The sequence below is a fragment of the Pseudomonas sp. IB20 genome (genome assembly GCF_009707325.1).
Taxonomy (GTDB): domain Bacteria; phylum Pseudomonadota; class Gammaproteobacteria; order Pseudomonadales; family Pseudomonadaceae; genus Aquipseudomonas.
This window is the reverse complement of record NZ_CP046103.1, coordinates 4,295,089-4,312,848: the sequence shown is the minus strand read 5'-3', so window position 1 is coordinate 4,312,848 and position 17,760 is coordinate 4,295,089. Positions and strand designations below refer to the sequence as shown.

General features: G+C 60.3%; 12 protein-coding genes and 1 pseudogene. 11 read left to right on the top strand and 2 right to left on the bottom strand.

The genetic code is table 11. The features are described 5' to 3' along the window. Positions 1–78: 78 nt before the first annotated feature. The 4 genes from GJU48_RS20080 (at position 79) to GJU48_RS20065 (ending at position 7,382) form a co-directional block, all read left to right on the top strand. On the top strand, positions 79–990 hold the full coding sequence (locus tag GJU48_RS20080) for an SDR family oxidoreductase (RefSeq protein ID WP_094949372.1): 912 nt from the start codon (positions 79–81) through the stop codon (positions 988–990). 474 nt (positions 991–1,464) lie between these two features. Next, positions 1,465–3,255 (top strand): DUF1302 domain-containing protein, encoded by a 1,791-nt coding sequence (locus GJU48_RS20075; RefSeq protein ID WP_094949373.1) that lies wholly within the window; start codon positions 1,465–1,467, stop codon positions 3,253–3,255. Positions 3,256–3,281: 26 nt separating this feature from the next. Further along, a complete protein-coding gene (locus GJU48_RS20070) occupies positions 3,282–4,640 on the top strand; it encodes a DUF1329 domain-containing protein (RefSeq protein ID WP_094949374.1) in 1,359 nt (452 codons plus the stop codon). Between the two features lie 246 nt (positions 4,641–4,886). Beyond that, positions 4,887–7,382 (top strand): LuxR C-terminal-related transcriptional regulator, encoded by a 2,496-nt coding sequence (locus GJU48_RS20065; RefSeq protein WP_094949375.1) that lies wholly within the window; start codon positions 4,887–4,889, stop codon positions 7,380–7,382. A gap of 29 nt (positions 7,383–7,411) precedes the next feature. On the opposite strand, the pseudogene GJU48_RS20060 reads toward GJU48_RS20065, so the two are convergent. After that, a pseudogene (locus GJU48_RS20060) lies at positions 7,412–8,257 on the bottom strand (helix-turn-helix domain-containing protein); the annotation flags it as partial. Between the two features lie 137 nt (positions 8,258–8,394). On the opposite strand from GJU48_RS20060, the gene GJU48_RS20055 reads away from it, so the two are divergent. Beyond that, on the top strand, positions 8,395–9,297 hold the full coding sequence (locus GJU48_RS20055; protein WP_094949377.1) for a DMT family transporter: 903 nt from the start codon (positions 8,395–8,397) through the stop codon (positions 9,295–9,297). Between the two features lie 122 nt (positions 9,298–9,419). Here GJU48_RS20055 and norR read toward each other — a convergent pair whose 3' ends face one another. Beyond that, the gene (gene norR / locus GJU48_RS20050; RefSeq protein WP_094949378.1) at positions 9,420–10,967 is read right to left on the bottom strand and encodes a nitric oxide reductase transcriptional regulator NorR; all 1,548 of its coding nucleotides are present in this window, start codon (positions 10,965–10,967) and stop codon (positions 9,420–9,422) included. A 147-nt stretch (positions 10,968–11,114) separates the two neighbouring features. Between norR and hmpA the strand changes: the two genes are divergently transcribed. From hmpA to cyoD, 6 genes are all read left to right on the top strand, one after another. Next, entirely contained in the window at positions 11,115–12,296 is a 1,182-nt protein-coding gene (gene hmpA / locus GJU48_RS20045) for an NO-inducible flavohemoprotein (RefSeq protein ID WP_094949379.1), read from the top strand. Between the two features lie 221 nt (positions 12,297–12,517). Next, entirely contained in the window at positions 12,518–13,024 is a 507-nt protein-coding gene (locus GJU48_RS20040) for a disulfide bond formation protein B (protein ID WP_094949380.1), read from the top strand. Positions 13,025–13,817: 793 nt separating this feature from the next. Then, a complete protein-coding gene (gene cyoA, locus GJU48_RS20035; protein WP_094949381.1) occupies positions 13,818–14,759 on the top strand; it encodes a ubiquinol oxidase subunit II in 942 nt (313 codons plus the stop codon). A 3-nt stretch (positions 14,760–14,762) separates the two neighbouring features. Next, complete coding sequence (gene cyoB, locus GJU48_RS20030; protein ID WP_094949382.1) at positions 14,763–16,781, top strand: cytochrome o ubiquinol oxidase subunit I; 2,019 nt, start codon at positions 14,763–14,765, stop codon at positions 16,779–16,781. Positions 16,782–16,784: 3 nt separating this feature from the next. Next, positions 16,785–17,411 carry a cytochrome o ubiquinol oxidase subunit III gene (locus GJU48_RS20025; protein WP_094949383.1) on the top strand — a complete coding sequence of 209 codons (627 nt, stop codon included), beginning with the start codon at positions 16,785–16,787 and terminating at the stop codon, positions 17,409–17,411. Next, positions 17,411–17,752, top strand: coding sequence for a cytochrome o ubiquinol oxidase subunit IV (gene cyoD, locus GJU48_RS20020; RefSeq protein WP_094949384.1), 342 nt, complete (start codon positions 17,411–17,413; stop codon positions 17,750–17,752). The genes GJU48_RS20025 and cyoD overlap by 1 nt, the downstream gene beginning before the upstream one ends. Positions 17,753–17,760 lie beyond the last annotated feature (8 nt).

Below are 17,760 nucleotides of genomic sequence, written 5' to 3'. Positions count from 1 at the left end.
CCTCGGCTGACTTTATTGTGACCCGCGCCCGTGTGCCTGACACTCAACCCATTCCCATTGTCGCCAGCGGAGTTCGGTATGAGTGAGTCAGTGCAGTTCCAGGATAAGGTCGTGATCGTCACCGGTGCCGGCGGCGGGTTGGGCCGGGCGCATGCGCTGCTGTTCGCCAAGCATGGGGCCAAAGTGCTGGTCAACGACCTCGGCGGTTCGACCCAGGGTGAAGGCGCCAATGCCTCGGCCGCCGACCGGGTGGTCGCCGAGATCCGCGAGGCCGGTGGCATTGCCGAGGCCAACCATGACTCCGTCACTGACGGTGACAAAATCGTGCAGAACGCGCTGGATGTCTTCGGCCGCATCGACGTGGTGGTCAACAACGCCGGCATCCTGCGCGACAAGACCTTCCACAAAATGGACGACAGCGACTGGGACTTGGTTTATCGGGTGCATGTCGAAGGCGCCTACAAAGTCACCCGCGCCGCGTGGCCGCATTTGCGTGAGCAAGGTTATGGCCGCGTTATCTTCACCGCGTCCACCTCGGGCATCTACGGTAACTTCGGCCAATCCAACTACGGCATGGCCAAGCTTGGCCTGTATGGCCTGACCCGCACCCTGGCGCTGGAAGGGCGCAAGAACAACATTCTGGTCAACGCTATCGCCCCCACCGGTGGTACGCGCATGACCGAAGGCCTGATCCCGCCGCAAGTATTCGAGCGGCTCAAGCCGGAGCTGGTCAGCCCGTTGGTGGTGTACCTGGGCAGCGAGGCGTGCCAGGAAACCTCGGGGCTGTTTGAAGTGGGCGGCGGCTGGATCGGCAAGACCCGCTGGGAGCGCAGCCTGGGTGTGGGTTTTGACCCTGAAGCGGGTTTTTCACCGGACGATGTGGCGGCGCATTGGGCGCAGATTTGCGACTTTGAAGGCGCCGCTCACCCCAAGGACAACATCGAAGCATTGAAGGAGATGATGGCCAACTTGCAGAAGTTCAGCCTCTGATCGTTGCTTGAACACTATTGAATACTCCGGGGCGCTGAGGGCGCCCCGTTTTATTGCGGGCATAAAAAAGGCCGCTGCAAAGGCAGCGGCCGAAGTAAGACGTTGGATCAAGGAGCGATAAATCAACGTCGGTGAACAGCGGTAATAGATTGATACAGCGGGCCAATCTATGGGAATCAGACTTTTCTTACTGTTGAGCAAGCGGGCCATTTGCCCTGAAAGTGCGTTAAGAATAGTCGTATGTAACAAAATGATTCCATCAGAAGATTGTCCCGCACAGAGCGTGGGAACGCTCTTTGGCCTATTTATCTTTCTGATAGCGCGTCATCTACCGCATCCATGGCCCTGCCCAAACCCCGGCCTGAGCGCCTGTTAATCCTTTTGAGCGACAACACGAATACCCCTTTGGTGCGCTTATCGCTCCTGACGGGCGGCAGTAGGGTGGGGCCTTCTGTCACTCACCGGGGAAGACGCATGACAAAAACAACAATGCGCGCCATCTTCACGCCACAGGCGCTCGCTGCGGCGGTTGCACTGGGCTGCTGCGCCCAGGCACAGGCGGTTTCGTTCAACATTGGCGAGATCGAAGGGCAATTCGATTCTTCGCTGTCGGTCGGCGCTAGCTGGGGCATGCGCGATGCCGACAAAAAACTGGTGGGCGTTCCCAATGGCGGCACGGGGCAGGCTTCTACCGGGGATGACGGGCGACTGAACTTCAAGAAGGGCGAGACCTTTTCCAAGATCTTCAAGGGCATTCACGACCTGGAGCTCAAGTACGGCGACAGCGGCGTGTTTGTGCGCGGCAAATACTGGTACGACTTCGAACTGCAGGACGAAGACCGCGAGTTCAAACAGATCAGCAACAACCACCGCGACGAAGGCGCGCGCTCTTCCGGCTATGAGTTGCTGGATGCCTTCGTCTATCACAACTATTCCATCGGCGACCTGCCCGGTAACGTGCGCGTCGGCAAGCAGGTAGTGAGCTGGGGTGAGAGTACGTTTATCGGTAACTCGATCAACAGCATCAACCCTATCGACGTGTCGGCCTTCCGCCGCCCTGGCGCGGAGATCAAGGAAGGCCTGATTCCGGTGAACATGCTGTTCGCCTCCCAGAGCCTGACCAACCAATTGTCGGTGGAAGGTTTCTACCAACTGAACTGGGAAAACACCGTAGTGGATAACTGCGGCACCTTTTTCGGCAACGACGTAGTGGCCCACGGCTGCAACAGCAACTACACCGTCGGCAGCCCGGCGATTGCGCCGTTGCAGCCCGTGGCCGCAGCGTTCGGCCAGGGCTTTCAGGTTACGCGCGAAGGCGTGGTGGTACAGCGCGCCAAGGACCGCGAAGCCCGTGATGGCGGCCAGTTCGGCGCGGCCTTGCGCTGGCTTGGCGATGACACCGAGTACGGCCTGTACTTCATGAACTACCACAGCCGCACACCCACCGTGGGCACGCTGACCGCCAACACCAACCTGGCGACCATCGGGCGTATTGCGGCCGCCGCCAATGCGATCGCGCCCGGCAGCGGCGCGGGCCTGGCGCAAAGCACCATGCTCGGCCGTGGCCAGTACTACCTCGATTACCCCGAAGACATTCGCCTGTACGGCGCCAGCTTCTCCACCACCTTGCCCACCGGCACGGCCTGGACCGGTGAGATCAGCTACCGCCCGAACGCACCGGTGCAACTCAACACCACTGACCTGACCCTGGCCTTGGTCAACCCGATTGCCGGCAATACCGCCTCGCCGATCCGCAGTTCGTTCGGCTCGGACAACGTCGGTTATCGACGCAAGGAAATCACCCAGATCCAAAGCACCATGACCCAGTTCTTCGACCAGGTGCTGGGCGCCGAACGCCTGACCCTGGTGGGCGAGGCGGCCTATGTGCACGTCGGCGGGCTGGAAGCCAAAACCAAGCTGCGCTACGGCCGCGACTCGGTGTTCGGCGCCTACGGTTTCCAAGGCGATACCGACGGTTTCGTCACCGCCAACTCCTGGGGTTATCGCGCCCGCGCCATCTTGGACTACAACAACGCGTTTGCCGGGGTGAACCTCAAGCCCAACCTGTCCTGGTCTCATGACGTCAGCGGCTATGGCCCCAACGGGATCTTCAACGAAGGCGCCAAGGCGATCAGCGTCGGCGTGGATGCGGACTACCGCAACACCTACACCGCCAGCCTGAGCTACACCGACTTTTTCGGCGGCGACTACAACACCCTCACCGACCGCGACTTTATCGCCCTTAGCTTCGGCGTGAACTTCTGATCTGGTTTAAGGAAGGACAAGAACCTATGCGTAAGATATTTGCAGTGATGGCCTTGAGTCTGCTGGCTGCCCACGTGATGGCGGCGGTGTCGCCCGAGGAAGCCGCCAAGCTCGGTACCAGCCTCACGCCGGTCGGCGCTGAAAAAGCCGGCAACGCCGACGGCTCGATTCCGGCCTGGACCGGCGGCATCCCCAAAAACGCCGGTGCGGTGGACAGCAAGGGCTTCCTCGCCGACCCGTTTGCCAATGAAAAACCCGTGTTCGTGATCACCGCTGCGACCGTCGACAAGTACAAAGACAAGCTCTCCGACGGCCAGGTGGCGATGTTCAAACGCTACCCCGAGACCTACAAGATCCCGGTGTACCCGACCCACCGCACCGTCAACCTGCCGCCGGATATCTACGAGTCGATCAAGCGCAGCGCGCTCAACGTGCACGCGATCAACGACGGCAACGGCCTGGAAAACTTCACCGGCAACCGCTACTACGCGTTCCCGATTCCGAAGAATGGCGTGGAGGTGCTGTGGAACCACATCACCCGCTACCACGGCGGCAACCTCAAGCGCATCATCACCCAGGCCACCCCGCAAACGAACGGCAGCTACACGCCGATCCGCTTCGAAGAAGAAGTGGCGGTGCCGCAGGCCATCCCGGATATCGACCCGACCAAGGCCGCCAACGTGCTGAGTTTCTTCAAACAATCGGTCACTGCGCCGGCACGTCTGGCGGGCAATGTGCTGCTGGTGCACGAGACCCTCGACCAGGTGAAGGAGCCCCGCCTGGCCTGGATCTACAACGCCGGCCAACGCCGCGTGCGCCGCGCGCCGCAAGTGTCCTATGACGGCCCGGGCACTGCCTCCGACGGCCTGCGCACCACCGACAACTTCGACATGTTCTCTGGCGCCCCCGACCGCTACGACTGGAAGCTGGTCGGCAAAAAAGAGATGTACATCCCCTACAACAGCTACAAGCTCGATTCGCCGACCCTCAAGTACGACGACATCATCAAGGCCGGGCATATCAACCAGGACCTGACCCGCTATGAGTTGCACCGGGTGTGGGAAGTGGTCGGCACCGTCAAGCCGAGTGAGCGGCACATCTACGCCAAGCGCCACATGTACATCGACGAAGACAGCTGGCAGGTCGCGCTGGTTGATCACTATGACGGCCGTGGTCAGCTGTGGCGTGTCGCCGAAGGCCACGCGCAGTTTTACTACGACCATCAGGTGCCGGCTTATACCGTGGAAACGCTGTACGACATCATTGCCGGGCGCTACATCGCGCTGGGGATGAAGAACGAGGAGAAGAGCAGCTTTGTGTTCGGCTTTGCGGCTAAGGCGGCGGACTACACACCGGCGGCGTTGAGGTCTGCGGGCGTGCGCTGATCTTCAATTGAAATGCAATCCACCTGTGGGAGCAGGCAAGCCAGCTCCCACATTGACCGTTTTGCAATCCACCTGTGGGAGCAGGCAAGCCAGCTCCCACATTGACCGGGTTCCACTTTATGGTGGGGTGGAATCCCGGCTTTTTTATGCCGACTAATCACCCCGCTGAATACTTCTTCAACAACCGCCGACCACAGGACTAGGGTAGGCGCCAGGTTGCATAACAATAAAAAGCAGGATGCAGCAATGACCGCCATGACACGCTGCCTGGACCGTCCTGGATTCATGCCACGGCTGTCCGCCCACCATCAGTTGCGCCCGCGTCTGGCCGAGCCTTTGCTCGCAGCGCAGGTCAGGGTGAAACTGCTCTGCGCGCCGGGCGGCAGTGGCAAGAGTACGTTGCTCGCCGAGTGCGCGTTGCAGGCGCCGGTGGGGTGTCAGGTGTATTGGCTGGCGCTCAATGGCGCCGTGCTCAGCGCCGAGGCTTTCTGTGCACGGCTGGCACAAAACCTTGGTTTGTCGTTTATCGATGAAGCCAGTTTGCTGCTCGACCTCAGCCGCTGGCAAAACACCGCGTGGATATTCCTTGATGATTTCTGTCGCCAGCCCGCCCCCGAGCTGGACGCTTTGCTCGACCGCTTGCTCACCGCCGCCAGCCCGGCACTGACCTGGTGGCTGGGCGCGCGACGGCGCCCACTGTGCAACTGGCCACGCCTGCTGCTTGATGATGAGTTGTTGGAGTGCAGTGAGTTGATGTTCAGCCCTGCGGAAATCCAGCAGCTGCTCGGCCCAGGGCAAACCGTCGACAACGTGATGCAGTTCAGCGGCGGCTGGTGCGCGGGTGTACGTATCGCCTTGCTCGGTGACGGTCACCCGGACAAGACCCTGCTCGACTACCTGCAACACGAACTCTTCAGCAGCTTGCCCGCCGAACTGGCCGAGGCCTGGCGCGTGTTGGCGCATTTGCCGCGTTTCAATTCGAGCGTGTGTGAGCACCTGTTTGGCTCTGGCGACGGCGATCAGTACCTGCGCGATTTGCAGGCGCTCGGTGCGTTTATCCAACCGTGGGAGGACGCCACCGATTGGCTGCAGGTGTTCCCGCCCCTGGCTCAGTTAATCCGTGATGAGCCCTGGCCGGCCAAGCGTTCTTGGCATCGGCGCGCCTGCCAATGGTTCACCACCGAGCAGGACTGGCAGGCTGCCTTCGAGCAGGCGCTGCTGGCCGAAGCCTACGAAGTGGCGGTGAGCCTGTTGCAGCACTTCAGTTTTGAGGACCTGTTCCGTCAGCAGAACGCCGTGCTGTTGTTGCGTCTGCACGAGCAGCATGGCGATGAATTGATGCTCGGCTCGGCGCAACTGGTCGGTTTGGTCACAGCGGCATTGCTGTTTGCCGGGCGCTTCGATCAAGCCGCGGTGTGTATCGATCAGCTTGCCCGGTTTGCGCCGCAGCCGACGGCGGCGCAACAGCGTTATCTGTTGGCGCGCTGGCAGGCGCAATGGGGCTGGCTGTTGCATTTGAGCGGTGATGCCGAGCGGTCCCGCGCGCATTTCCTGGAGGCGTTGCAAGCCTTGCCCGACAGCGCCTGGACGTCGCGCCTGATGTGCCTCTCGGGCCTGACCCAACAAGCCTTGTTGCGCGGTGAACTGGACGTGGGCCAAGCGCTGAACCGCGAAGCCCTGTGCCTGGCCCGCGCCCATGGTTCGTTGGTGTTGGAGGCTTTGCTGGAGCTGGATCACGCCCAACTGCTGGAGCAACGCGGCGCGCCGTATCGGGCGCAAAGCCTGCTGGAAACGGTACAGGCGATGCTGGTGGGGCAGCGGCTCAAGGCTGGGCCATTGGTGGGGCGCATCGCGTTGCGGCGCGGGCATTTGGCGCTGCGCCAAGGTCAGGATGCGCTGGCGGCCGAGTGTTTCGAGGGCGGATTGACGATGTGCCTGCACAGTCAGGACAAGCGCGTGCTGTACGGCTTTCTCGGCCTGGCGCTGTTGGCGGCGAACCGTGGCGATTACGCCCAGGCCTTCATTCAATTGCGCGAAGCTGAGCGCCTGATGCAGCAACGCCACGTGCCGGACACGGTGTACCGCGCGGTGTTGCTGCTGGTCAGTGGGCACTTCTGGTTGCAACAAGGTCGCGCCGACTTGACGCTGGAAGCGATGCGCCGGGTGCTGCGCCATTTTCGTGGGCCGTGTGCCAAGCAGGCGCCGCCGGCCACGCTGGAGCTGATCCCACGCCTGGAATATTTGCTGGTGTTGGCCGAGGTGAAGCTGGGTTGTGCCGATCAACCCATCGCGCGGCTGACGGCCTTGCTTGAAACCACCCGGCAACGCGGCATGCTTTGCCTGGAAACCGAATTGCAGCTGGTGCTCGGCGAGGTGGCTTGGCAACTCGGCGACTCGGCATTGGCCCGTCGTGCGCTGCAAGCCGGCTTGGCGTTGGCCGCGCGTTGCCAGGTGCAGCAGGCGATTCGTGAGCTTCGGTTGCGCTCGCCGGGGCTATTGAGTGAGCTGGGCCTGGAGACGCAGGCGTCGCCCAGCGGCGTGGCGGAAAATCCCCTGAGCCTGCGCGAGTTGGAGGTGTTGCAGTTGATCGCCCTTGGCAACTCCAACTTGGAAATCGCCGATCGGCTGTTTATCTCGCTGCATACCGTCAAGACCCACGCGCGGCGTATCCATAGCAAGCTCGGGGTGGAGCGGCGTACGCAGGCGGTGGCGAAAGCCAAGACATTGGGGTTGATGGGGTAGCGCAGGTACACGCCACAGGAAGAGCTCGGCGGTGGGTCGCCCAGGGCTTGGCGAAAGCGTTGGCTGAAGTGGCTGGCGCTGGAGAAACCGCACATCCAGGCGATGTCGGCCAGGGGCAGGGCGCCGCTGCGTAGCAGGCTTTGCGCGCGCGTCAGGCGTCGCGCCAGCAGGAATTGATGGGGCGGCAGGCCGAAGCTTTGGCGGAACATCCGCGCAAAATGGTATTCGGACAGCGCGCACAGGCCGGCCAGTTGCCCGAGGCTGATCGGGTCTTCCAGGTGATGGTCGATGTAGTCCACCAACAGCCGCCGCTGATGCGCGGCCAACCCGCCTTTCAAGCGCAGCCCATCGCGCGCGCCGACTTGGCTGAGCAAGGTGTGACTGAGCATTTCGTGGGCCAGGCTGCTGGTCAGCAGGCGCTCGGCGGGCTCGTGCCAGTTGAGGGCGATCAACTGGTGAAAGCGCCGGGCCTGGCTCGCATCCTCTAGAAAGGTGCTTTCGCGCAATTGCAGTTCGCGCGGTTCGCGGTCGAGCAGGGTGACGCAGCCGAGGGCGAATTGCTCCGGGCTGAAATACACGTGGGCCAGTCGGATTTCACCGTTGATCACCCACGCTGACTGGTGCTCGGCCGGCAAGATGCACAGCTTGTCGGGGCCACCCTTGGTGCCCGGCTGGTCGCGGCGAAAGGTGCCGGTGCCGCCGCCGATGTAGCAGGACAAGGTGTGGTGGGTGGGCGCCTGATAGTCCTGGGAATCGTGATGGTTGCTCCACAAGGCCGCAGACAAGCCGTCACCGAGCTCGGCGCAGGCTTCCAGGCGCGCGTTGGGCGAGCGGTTAAGGGCTTGAAAGACTTGCAGGGATTCCAGCTCTGGCATGGTTGTTTTCTCCGACGCCTTGCATCCTACTCCGCGTCGCCGTTGCTGTGATCCCGGCACCCGACAAAAGCGCAAGAATATGCAAGAGCGCGCCCGGCTGTGCGGGTGACACTGTGGCTCAATCACCGGAGCCCACCATGAACCTTTCCCTGTATTTACTCACTGTGCTGATCTGGGGCACCACCTGGATCGCGCTTAAATGGCAATTGGGCGTCGTGGCGATTCCCGTGTCGATCGTCTATCGCTTCGGCTTGGCGGCACTGGTGCTGTTTGCGCTGTTGCTGCTCAGCCGCAAGTTGCAGGTGATGAGCCGGCGCGGGCACTTGATCTGCCTGGCTCAGGGCGTGTGCCTGTTTTGCGTCAACTTCATGTGCTTTCTGACAGCCAGCCAGTGGATACCCAGTGGCTTAGTGGCGGTGGTGTTTTCCACGGCGACGCTGTGGAACGCGCTCAATGCGCGGGTGTTTTTCGGCCAGCGGGTCGCGCGCAACGTGTTGATGGGTGGCGCGCTGGGGTTGCTGGGGTTGGGCTTGTTGTTCTGGCCGGAACTGGTCGGGCACACCGCCAGCCCGCAGACGTTGCTTGGCTTGGGCTTGGCGTTGTTGGGGACGATGTGTTTTTCGGCGGGCAATATGCTCTCCAGCTTGCAGCAGAAGGCCGGGCTCAGGCCGTTGACCACCAACGCCTGGGGCATGGCGTATGGTTCGGCGATGCTGGCGATTTACTGCGCGGTGCGTGGGATTGCGTTTGAGATGGACTGGAGCGCGCGGTACATCGGCGCGTTGTGGTACTTGGTGATCCCGGGGTCGGTGATTGGGTTTACCGCGTACCTGACGCTGGTGGGGCGTATGGGGCCGGAGCGGGCGGCGTATTGCACGGTGTTGTTTCCGGTGGTGGCGCTGAATGTGTCGGCGTTTGCCGAGGGGTATCAGTGGACGGCGCCGGCGTTGGCGGGGTTGGTGCTGGTGATGTTGGGGAATGTGTTGGTGTTTCGCAAGGTTAGGCCTGTGAACCCGGTTTTCAGAGCGAAGCAGGTTTAAAAATGTGGGAGCTGGCTTGCCTGCGATGGCGGTATACCTGCCAGCTCATTCTGTATTGACCCACCGCTATCGCAGGCAAGCCAGCTCCCACAGTTGACCGAGGTATCTTCCTGATCTTTTGGTTATTTGAGGCCCAGGCGTTTGGCCATGCGGCCGAGGTTGGCACGGTCGAGGCCGAGTTCGCGGGCGGCGCTGGCCCAGTTGTGTTGGTGGCGCTCCAGGCAGGCGCTGATGACTTGGCGTTGGTAGTGCTCGGTGGCCTGGCGCAGGTCGCCGGTGACGATGGGGGCCACGTCGGCCGGTGCTTCGATCATCGCCGGTGCGCTGACGTCAGGCAGGTCCAGGTCCTGGGCACTCAGGCTCAATATCTTCGGACGTTCGCGACAGTTTCCCAGGGCTTTGAGTGCGCTGCGTCCGATCAAATGTTCCAGCTCGCGCACATTGCCCGGCCAGTTGTAGGCCAGCAGCGCCGTTTGAGCATCGCTGGTCAGGCGCAGGCTGCCCAGGCCCATGCGTGAACGGTTCTGCTCGAGGAAGAAGCCCGCCAGCAGCAGCACATCACGGCCGCGTTCACGCAGCGCCGGCACTTGCAGCGGGTACACGCTCAGGCGGTGGTAGAAGTCGGCACGGTAGCGGCCGTTGCGCACCTCTTCGGCGAGGTCGCGGTTGGTGGCGGCGATCAGGCGCACGTCCACTTGATGCTCCTTGTCCGAGCCCAGGCGCTGCAACTGGCCGCTTTGCAGCACGCGCAGCAGCTTAGCCTGCACCGCCAGTGATAACTCACCGACTTCATCCAGAAACAAAGTGCCGCCATTGGCCAATTCGAACTTGCCCCGACGCTCATTCAGCGCGCCGGTAAAGGCGCCGCGCACGTGGCCGAACAGCTCGCTTTCCACCAAGGTTTCCGGGAGGGCGGCGCAGTTGAGGCTGATCAAGGGTTTGTCTGCCCGCGGCGACGCGGCGTGGATGGCCTGGGCCACCAGCTCTTTGCCGACACCGGTTTCACCGGTGATCAGCACGGTCAGGTCACTGCCGCCCACCAGGTTGATTTCTTCGACCAGGCGCTTGTGTGCCTTGCTCTGGCCGATCATTTCCTTGTGCTGCTGGCCGCTGGCCTGGCGATAAATTTCGGCGCGCTGATGCTCATCTTCGGCGCGCAACGCCAGGCGCTCAATACGCTCGGCGACATTGACCGTGGCCGCAGCCAGGCTGGCGAAGGCTTGAAGGGCGTCCAGTTCGACGCGTTCGAAGCGTTCGGTGTCCAGCGCATCAAGGGTCAGCAGGCCCCAGGGTTTGTCGTCGATAAACAGCGGGCAGCCCATGCAGTCGTGAACTTGCAGATGCCCATGCAGGCCATCGACCAAACCGTCGTAGGGGTCGGGCAGTTCGCTGTCGCTGTCAAAGCGCGTCGGGCCGGGGCTGCTCAGCAACACGGCGAAACGCGGGTGCTCGCTGACTTTGAAACGCCGGCCGAGCGTATCCGGGCTCAAACCATCGACTGCCAAGGGCACCAGCCATTCAGCGTCCAGGCGCAACAATGCGGCGGCGTCGCATGGCAGCAGGGCGCGCATGGCTTGCAGCAGGCGCCGGTAGCGCTCGCCTTCGGGCAACTCGCGGGACAGGTCGGCGACCAAGGGCAGCAGGGTGGTGAGCAGTGATTGCGCAGTCATAATGACTCCTTGTAGTCCTTATGACTATAAAGTGTAGGCAGTCATACTGACTACATATTCTTCAAGTTATTGAAATATAACGATTTATAAGTTGGCACGAATGCTGATTAGGTAAGGGCAATCAGTAAAAAGACCCAGGAGTCTGCCATGCTTAGTGCCCAAGACCGTGCCATCATCAAATCCACTGTGCCCCTGCTGGAAAGCGGCGGCGAAGCGCTGATCACCCATTTCTACCGCATGATGCTCAGCGAGTACCCAGACGTTCGCCCGCTGTTCAACCCAGCCAATCAGGCCAATGGCGACCAGCCCCGCGCCCTGGCCAATGGCGTGCTGATGTATGCGCGGCATATCGACCAGTTAGACCAGTTGGGCGATCTGGTCGCCAAGATCATCAACAAGCACGTGTCTTTGCAGATCCTCCCGGAGCACTACCCGATCGTGGGTACCTGCTTGCTGCGGGCCATTTGCGAAGTACTCGGCAGCGAGATTGCCACGCCTGAGGTGCTGAGCGCCTGGGGCGCCGCTTACGGCCAGTTGGCCGATATCCTGATCGGCGCCGAAGCCGCCATCTATGACGAAAAAGCCCAGGCCCCAGGCGGCTGGCGCGGCGCGCGGCCGTTCCTGTTGGTGAAACGCGTGGAGGAGAGCGACGAGATCATCTCGTTCTATTTTGCCCCGGTGGACAACGGCCCAATCCTGGCGGCCGCGCCGGGCCAATACATCGGCATGAAGCTGATGCTGGATGGCGAAGAAGTGCGCCGCAACTACTCGTTGTCCGCCTTGAGTGACTCGGGCCTGTACCGCATCAGCGTCAAGCGCGAAGCGGGTGGGCGAGTGTCCAACTACCTGCATGATCGGATGCACGTCGGCGCGACCCTCGACCTGTTCCCACCATCGGGCGAGTTCACCTTGGTGACCAGCGACAAACCGCTGGTGCTGATCAGCGGCGGGGTGGGCATCACGCCAACGCTGCCGATGCTCGAAGCGGCCCTGGCCACCGAGCGCCCGGTGCACTTTATCCACTGCGCGCGTAATGGCGGCGTGCACGCGTTCCGCGATTGGGTGGACGCCCTGGCCGCCAAGCATCCGCAACTCAAGCGCTTCTACTGCTACGCCGAAGACGACGGCGTGAGCCCGGCGGCGGACAAAGTCGGGATGCTGAGCCAGGAGCAACTGGCGGCCTGGTTGCCTGAGCAACGTGACCTGGATGCCTACTTCCTCGGCCCTAAAGGCTTCATGGCGGCGGTCAAGCGCCACCTCAAAGCCCTGGGCGTGCCCGATAACCAAGCCCGCTACGAATTCTTCGGCCCGGCTGGGGCCCTGGAATAAAGTTTTAACCGGCGCACCGAGTCGGCACTATCGCGGGCAAGCCCGGCTCCCACATGGAAATGCAATCCACTGTGGGAGCCGGGCTTGCCCGCGATGGCGTCCGCACAGCTACAACATTCCCGACGATTAATCCGCCGTTAACCCCTCTCTGTTTTAACCCTCCCCTGTGTGTAAACTTGCGGCCATCAGGCACAACCATAATCTGGCAAAGGGAAACGGGGATGAGTGACGAATTGCGTTTAGGCAGGGAGCGGCGCTTTCTGGTGTTGCTGGGCATCATCTGCCTGGCGCTGATCGGCGGTGCGCTGTACATGCAAGTGGTGTTGGGCGAGGCGCCGTGCCCGCTGTGCATCCTGCAGCGTTACGCCTTGCTGTTGATCGCGGTCTTTGCCTTTATCGGTGCGGCCATGCGCCGCAAAGGCGCGGTCACCTTCTTTGAAGGGCTGGTGGTCCTCAGCGCCCTCGGTGGCGTGGCTGCGGCCGGCCATCACGTGTACACCCAGTTCTTCCCTGAGGTCAGCTGCGGCGTCGATGTGTTGCAGCCGATCGTGGATGAACTGCCACTGGCCAAGGTGTTCCCACTGGGCTTCCAGGTGGATGGCTTCTGCAGCACGCCGTACCCGCCGATCTTGGGCTTGTCCCTGGCGCAATGGGCGTTGGTGGCGTTCGTGCTGACGGCGATCCTGGTGCCGCTGTGCATCTACCGGAACCGCCAACGCCAGGCCTGAAGCGATTAACCGAAACGCCCCGATCTTCCTTGAAGGAAGGTCGGGGCGTTTTTGGTTGTAGGTATTTGTGAAGAGGCCGTGACGAGGGGCAACATCCGGTGCGCGCAGCGTGCGACATGTTGTCACACGGAGGCTGGCGCAGGACGTTTTTGACGTGCTGAGCAACGCCTTAAATTTGCGCCAGGCGGCTAAATTGTGCTGTCAGTTCATCGTTTGAGCGATGCCACGAACCTCGCCGCGTCTGAGCCATTCAGTGATGTCCCAATGCCTTGTTTTATGGGGACTTGGATACGTTTTGCATGCCCTTACAAGGTGTAAGGGATGGGGTGCTTTACGCAATAACACGGCAATTTTTGTGGTTTTTGTTGAGAATCGAACACGATAAGATCCCGAACCTTTGCAAGATTGGTGAAGGATTGTTGCTGGAATCGATAAAAATTATTTCTTTATAAGACATGGTTTATACATCGCCAGCTAACTACAATCGCCCGCACTGAATGTCTGGTGCTGTTCAATCTTTGAGCATTGGAGCGGTCGAGGGGCAGATGGATGGCTCTATGCGACCCCAGGTTCCGGCAAGCCTTTCAACTATCCGCACCAAATGGAATTGGTCTGTAACAAGGCCTTTAACCACGAAATCGAATAAGAACTCACCGCAGGTCCGTGAAACGCCAATGTATGGCGTGCCGGGCAGGCTCTTATTCAATCGAAGAGAAATGCCAACCCTTGGCAGGGTGAAGTGTTGGCGATCAAAACCCAACTGCATTGCGCAAGCTGCTTTAGAGGTCGTGAGATGAGTAAAAACAGGTACCCCCGATTACTAGGCTTTTTGCCGCTGCTTGGCATGCTGTTAATGCTGGGAGGCTGCAAGTGGACCTTGATGGACCCGAAAGGACAGATCGGTCTGGATCAACGCAACCTGATCATCACCGCCACCCTGCTGATGCTGTTGGTCGTGGTTCCCGTGATCATCATGACGTTTGCCTTCGCCTGGAAATACCGCGCGTCGAACACCAGCGCTACCTACGCGCCGAAGTGGTCGCACTCCACCAAGATCGAAATCGCCGTTTGGCTGGTGCCGATCCTCATCATCATCGCCCTGGGTTACATCACCTATAAGTCGACCCACGAGCTGGACCCTTACCGTCCGCTGGAATCCGACGTCAAGCCGATCAACATCGAAGTGGTCGCGCTGGACTGGAAGTGGCTGTTCATCTACCCGGACCTGGGTATCGCCACGGTTAACGAAATCCAGTTCCCTGAGAACACCCCGCTTAACTTCCGGATCACCTCCGATGCTGTGATGAACTCGTTCTTCATCCCTGCACTGGGCGGCCAGATCTACGCGATGGCAGGCATGCAGACTCGCCTGCACCTGATCGCGAACGAGAAAGCTGAAATGGAAGGCATCTCCGCTAACTACAGCGGTGCTGGCTTCACCGGCATGAAATTCAAAGCGATCTCGACTAGCCAGGAAGATTTCAACGCCTGGGTAGCCGCAGTCAAGGCCGCACCTAAACAGCTTGATCAAGCTGAATACGACGCCCTGACCAAACCAAGCCAGAACAACCCAGTCGCTCTGTACTCCACGTATGAGCCGAACCTGTTTCAGAAAATCGTCGACAAGTACGAAGGTATGAAGCCAGGCAAGCCGGTCAAGCACGAGAAGAAAGAAGTGGCCGTGGTTGAAGGTTCTGACACGGGCTCGCATTCAACTGCTGGGGCAGAGGAGTAAACGATGTTTGGTAAATTAAGTTGGGATGCGGTCCCGTTCCACGAGCCGATCGTGATGGTGACCATCGCCATGATCGCGCTGGGTGGTCTGGCACTGTTTGCTGCAATCACGTACTACAAGAAGTGGACCTACCTGTGGACCGAGTGGTTGACGTCTGTCGACCACAAGAAAATCGGTGTCATGTACGTCATCGTTGCCATGATCATGCTGCTGCGTGGTTTTGCCGACGCCATCATGATGCGTACCCAGTTGGCCATGGCCACCGAGGGTTCGCCTGGCTACCTGCCGCCTGAACACTATGACCAGATCTTCACCGCTCACGGTGTGATCATGATCATCTTCATGGCGATGCCATTCTTCACCGGCTTGATGAACCTTGCCTTGCCGCTGCAGATCGGTGCACGTGACGTTGCCTACCCGTTCCTGAACTCCTTGAGCTTCTGGCTGCTGGTTTCCGGCGTGGTGCTGATCAACTTGTCCCTGGGCGTCGGCGAGTTCGCCAAGACCGGTTGGGTTGCTTATCCGCCGCTGTCGGGCATTCAGTACAGCCCTGGCGTGGGTGTGGACTACTACATCTGGGCGCTACAGTTATCAGGACTCGGGACGACACTGACGGGGGTCAACTTCCTGGCCACCGTCCTGAAAATGCGCGCCCCTGGCATGAAACTGATGGACATGCCGATCTTCACCTGGACCTGCACCTGGGCCAATGTCCTGATCGTGGCTTCGTTCCCGATCCTGGCCGCTACCATGGCGCTGCTGTCGCTTGACCGTTACCTGGATTTCCACATTTTCACCAATGAACTTGGTGGCAATCCAATGATGTACGTGAACCTGTTCTGGGCATGGGGTCACCCTGAGGTGTACATCCTGATCCTGCCAGCGTTCGGTATCTTCTCTGAAGTGATCTCGACCTTTACCGGCAAGCGCCTGTTCGGTCACCACTCGATGGTCTACGCCTCCGGCGCGATCTCGGTGCTGGGCTTCATGGTGTGGTTGCACCACTTCTTCACCATGGGCTCGGGGGCCAGCGTCAACGCCTTCTTCGGCCTGGCGACGATGCTGATTTCCATCCCGACGGGGGTGAAGCTATTCAACTGGCTATTCACCATCTACCACGGCCGTCTGCGTATCACCAGCCAGGTTCTGTGGACCCTGGGCTTCATGGTGACCTTCGCTATCGGCGGCATGACCGGCGTACTGCTGGCCATCCCGGGTGCTGACTTCGTACTGCACAACAGCCTGTTCGTGATCGCTCACTTCCACAACGTGATCATCGGTGGTGCTGTATTCGGTTACATCGCTGGTTTCAGCTTCTACTTCCCGAAAGCGTTCGGCTTCAAGCTGCACGAAGGCTGGGGCAAGGCTGCATTCTGGTTCTGGATCTCGGGCTTCTTCGTCGCGTTCATGCCGCTCTATGCACTGGGCTTCATGGGCATGACCCGTCGTCTGAACGCCACTACCAACCCTGAGTGGGTACCGTACCTGTACGTTGCCATGTTCGGTGCGGTAATGATCGCTGTGGGCATCGCCTGCCAGCTGATCCAGCTGTACGTGAGTGTCCGTGACCGTAAGCAGAACGCTTGCGACTCCGGCGACCCATGGAATGGCCACACCCTGGAATGGTCGACCTCGTCGCCACCGCCGTTCTACAACTTCGCTGTGATCCCTACTGCGAACACGATCGATGCGTTCACCGAAGCGAAGGAAGACGGTACTGCGTACCAGCAACCTAAGCACTACGAGCCGATCCACATGCCGAACAACACCGCCACTGGCGTGGTGATGGGCGCGCTGTTGACCGTATTCGGTTTCGCGATGATCTGGCACATCTGGTGGCTGGCAATCGTGGGCCTGGTAGGCACCATCGGTTACTTCATCATTCACGCTGCCCGTGATGATCAAGGCTACATGGTGCCGGTCGAGACGATCGAGCGCATCGAAGCCGAGCAACACGCTCGCCTGGTAGCCGAGAAGAAGATCCCGGCCAACCGTGTAGAAACCTCGTTGGAACAGGCTTAAACCATGTCGAACTTAGTGACCAATGCTGGACACGCCCATGTCGATGACCATGGGCACGATGACCATCACCACGACTCGGGGCCAACAACCGTCTTCGGTTTCTGGCTCTACCTGATGACCGACTGCATCTTGTTTGCGTCGATCTTTGCGGTGTACGCGGTACTGGTAAATAACGTAGCGGGTGGCCCATCGGGCCACGACATCTTCGAACTGCCTTACGTGCTCGGCGAAACCGCCTTGCTGTTGTTCAGCTCGATCACCTACGGTTTCGCCATGTTGGCCTTCTTCAAGGGCAACAAGAAAGGCGTACTGACCTGGCTGGGCCTGACCTTCCTGCTTGGCCTGGGCTTCATCGGCATGGAGATCAACGAGTTCCACCTGCTGATCTCCGAAGGCTACGGCCCGCACCGTTCCGGTTTCCTGTCGGCGTTCTTCACGCTGGTCGGCACCCACGGTCTGCACGTAACGGCTGGCCTGCTGTGGATGGCGGTGATGATGTATCAGGTCAATAAGCACGGCCTGACCAACACCAACAAGACTCGCCTGACTTGCCTGAGCCTGTTCTGGCACTTCCTGGACGTGGTCTGGATCTGCGTCTTCACCGTTGTTTACCTGATGGGGACTCTGTAATGGCTAATGCACACTCCCATGACCATGACAGCCATGATTCGAGCCACGGCAGTGTTAAGTCGTACGCCATCGGCTTCATCCTGTCGGTAATCCTGACGCTCATCCCGTTTGGTCTGGTGATGTACCCGACCCTGCCGAAATCGATCACGTTGATGATCGTTCTGGTATTCGCGGTGATTCAGGTTCTGGTTCACCTGGTGTACTTCCTGCACCTGGATCGTTCTAAAGAGCAGCGCGATAACGTGATTGCGTTCGTGTTCGCAGGCTTAGTAATCCTGCTGCTGGTTGGCCTGTCGATATGGATCATGTTCAGCATCCATACGTTCATGATGGCGAAGTGAGGTAAGAC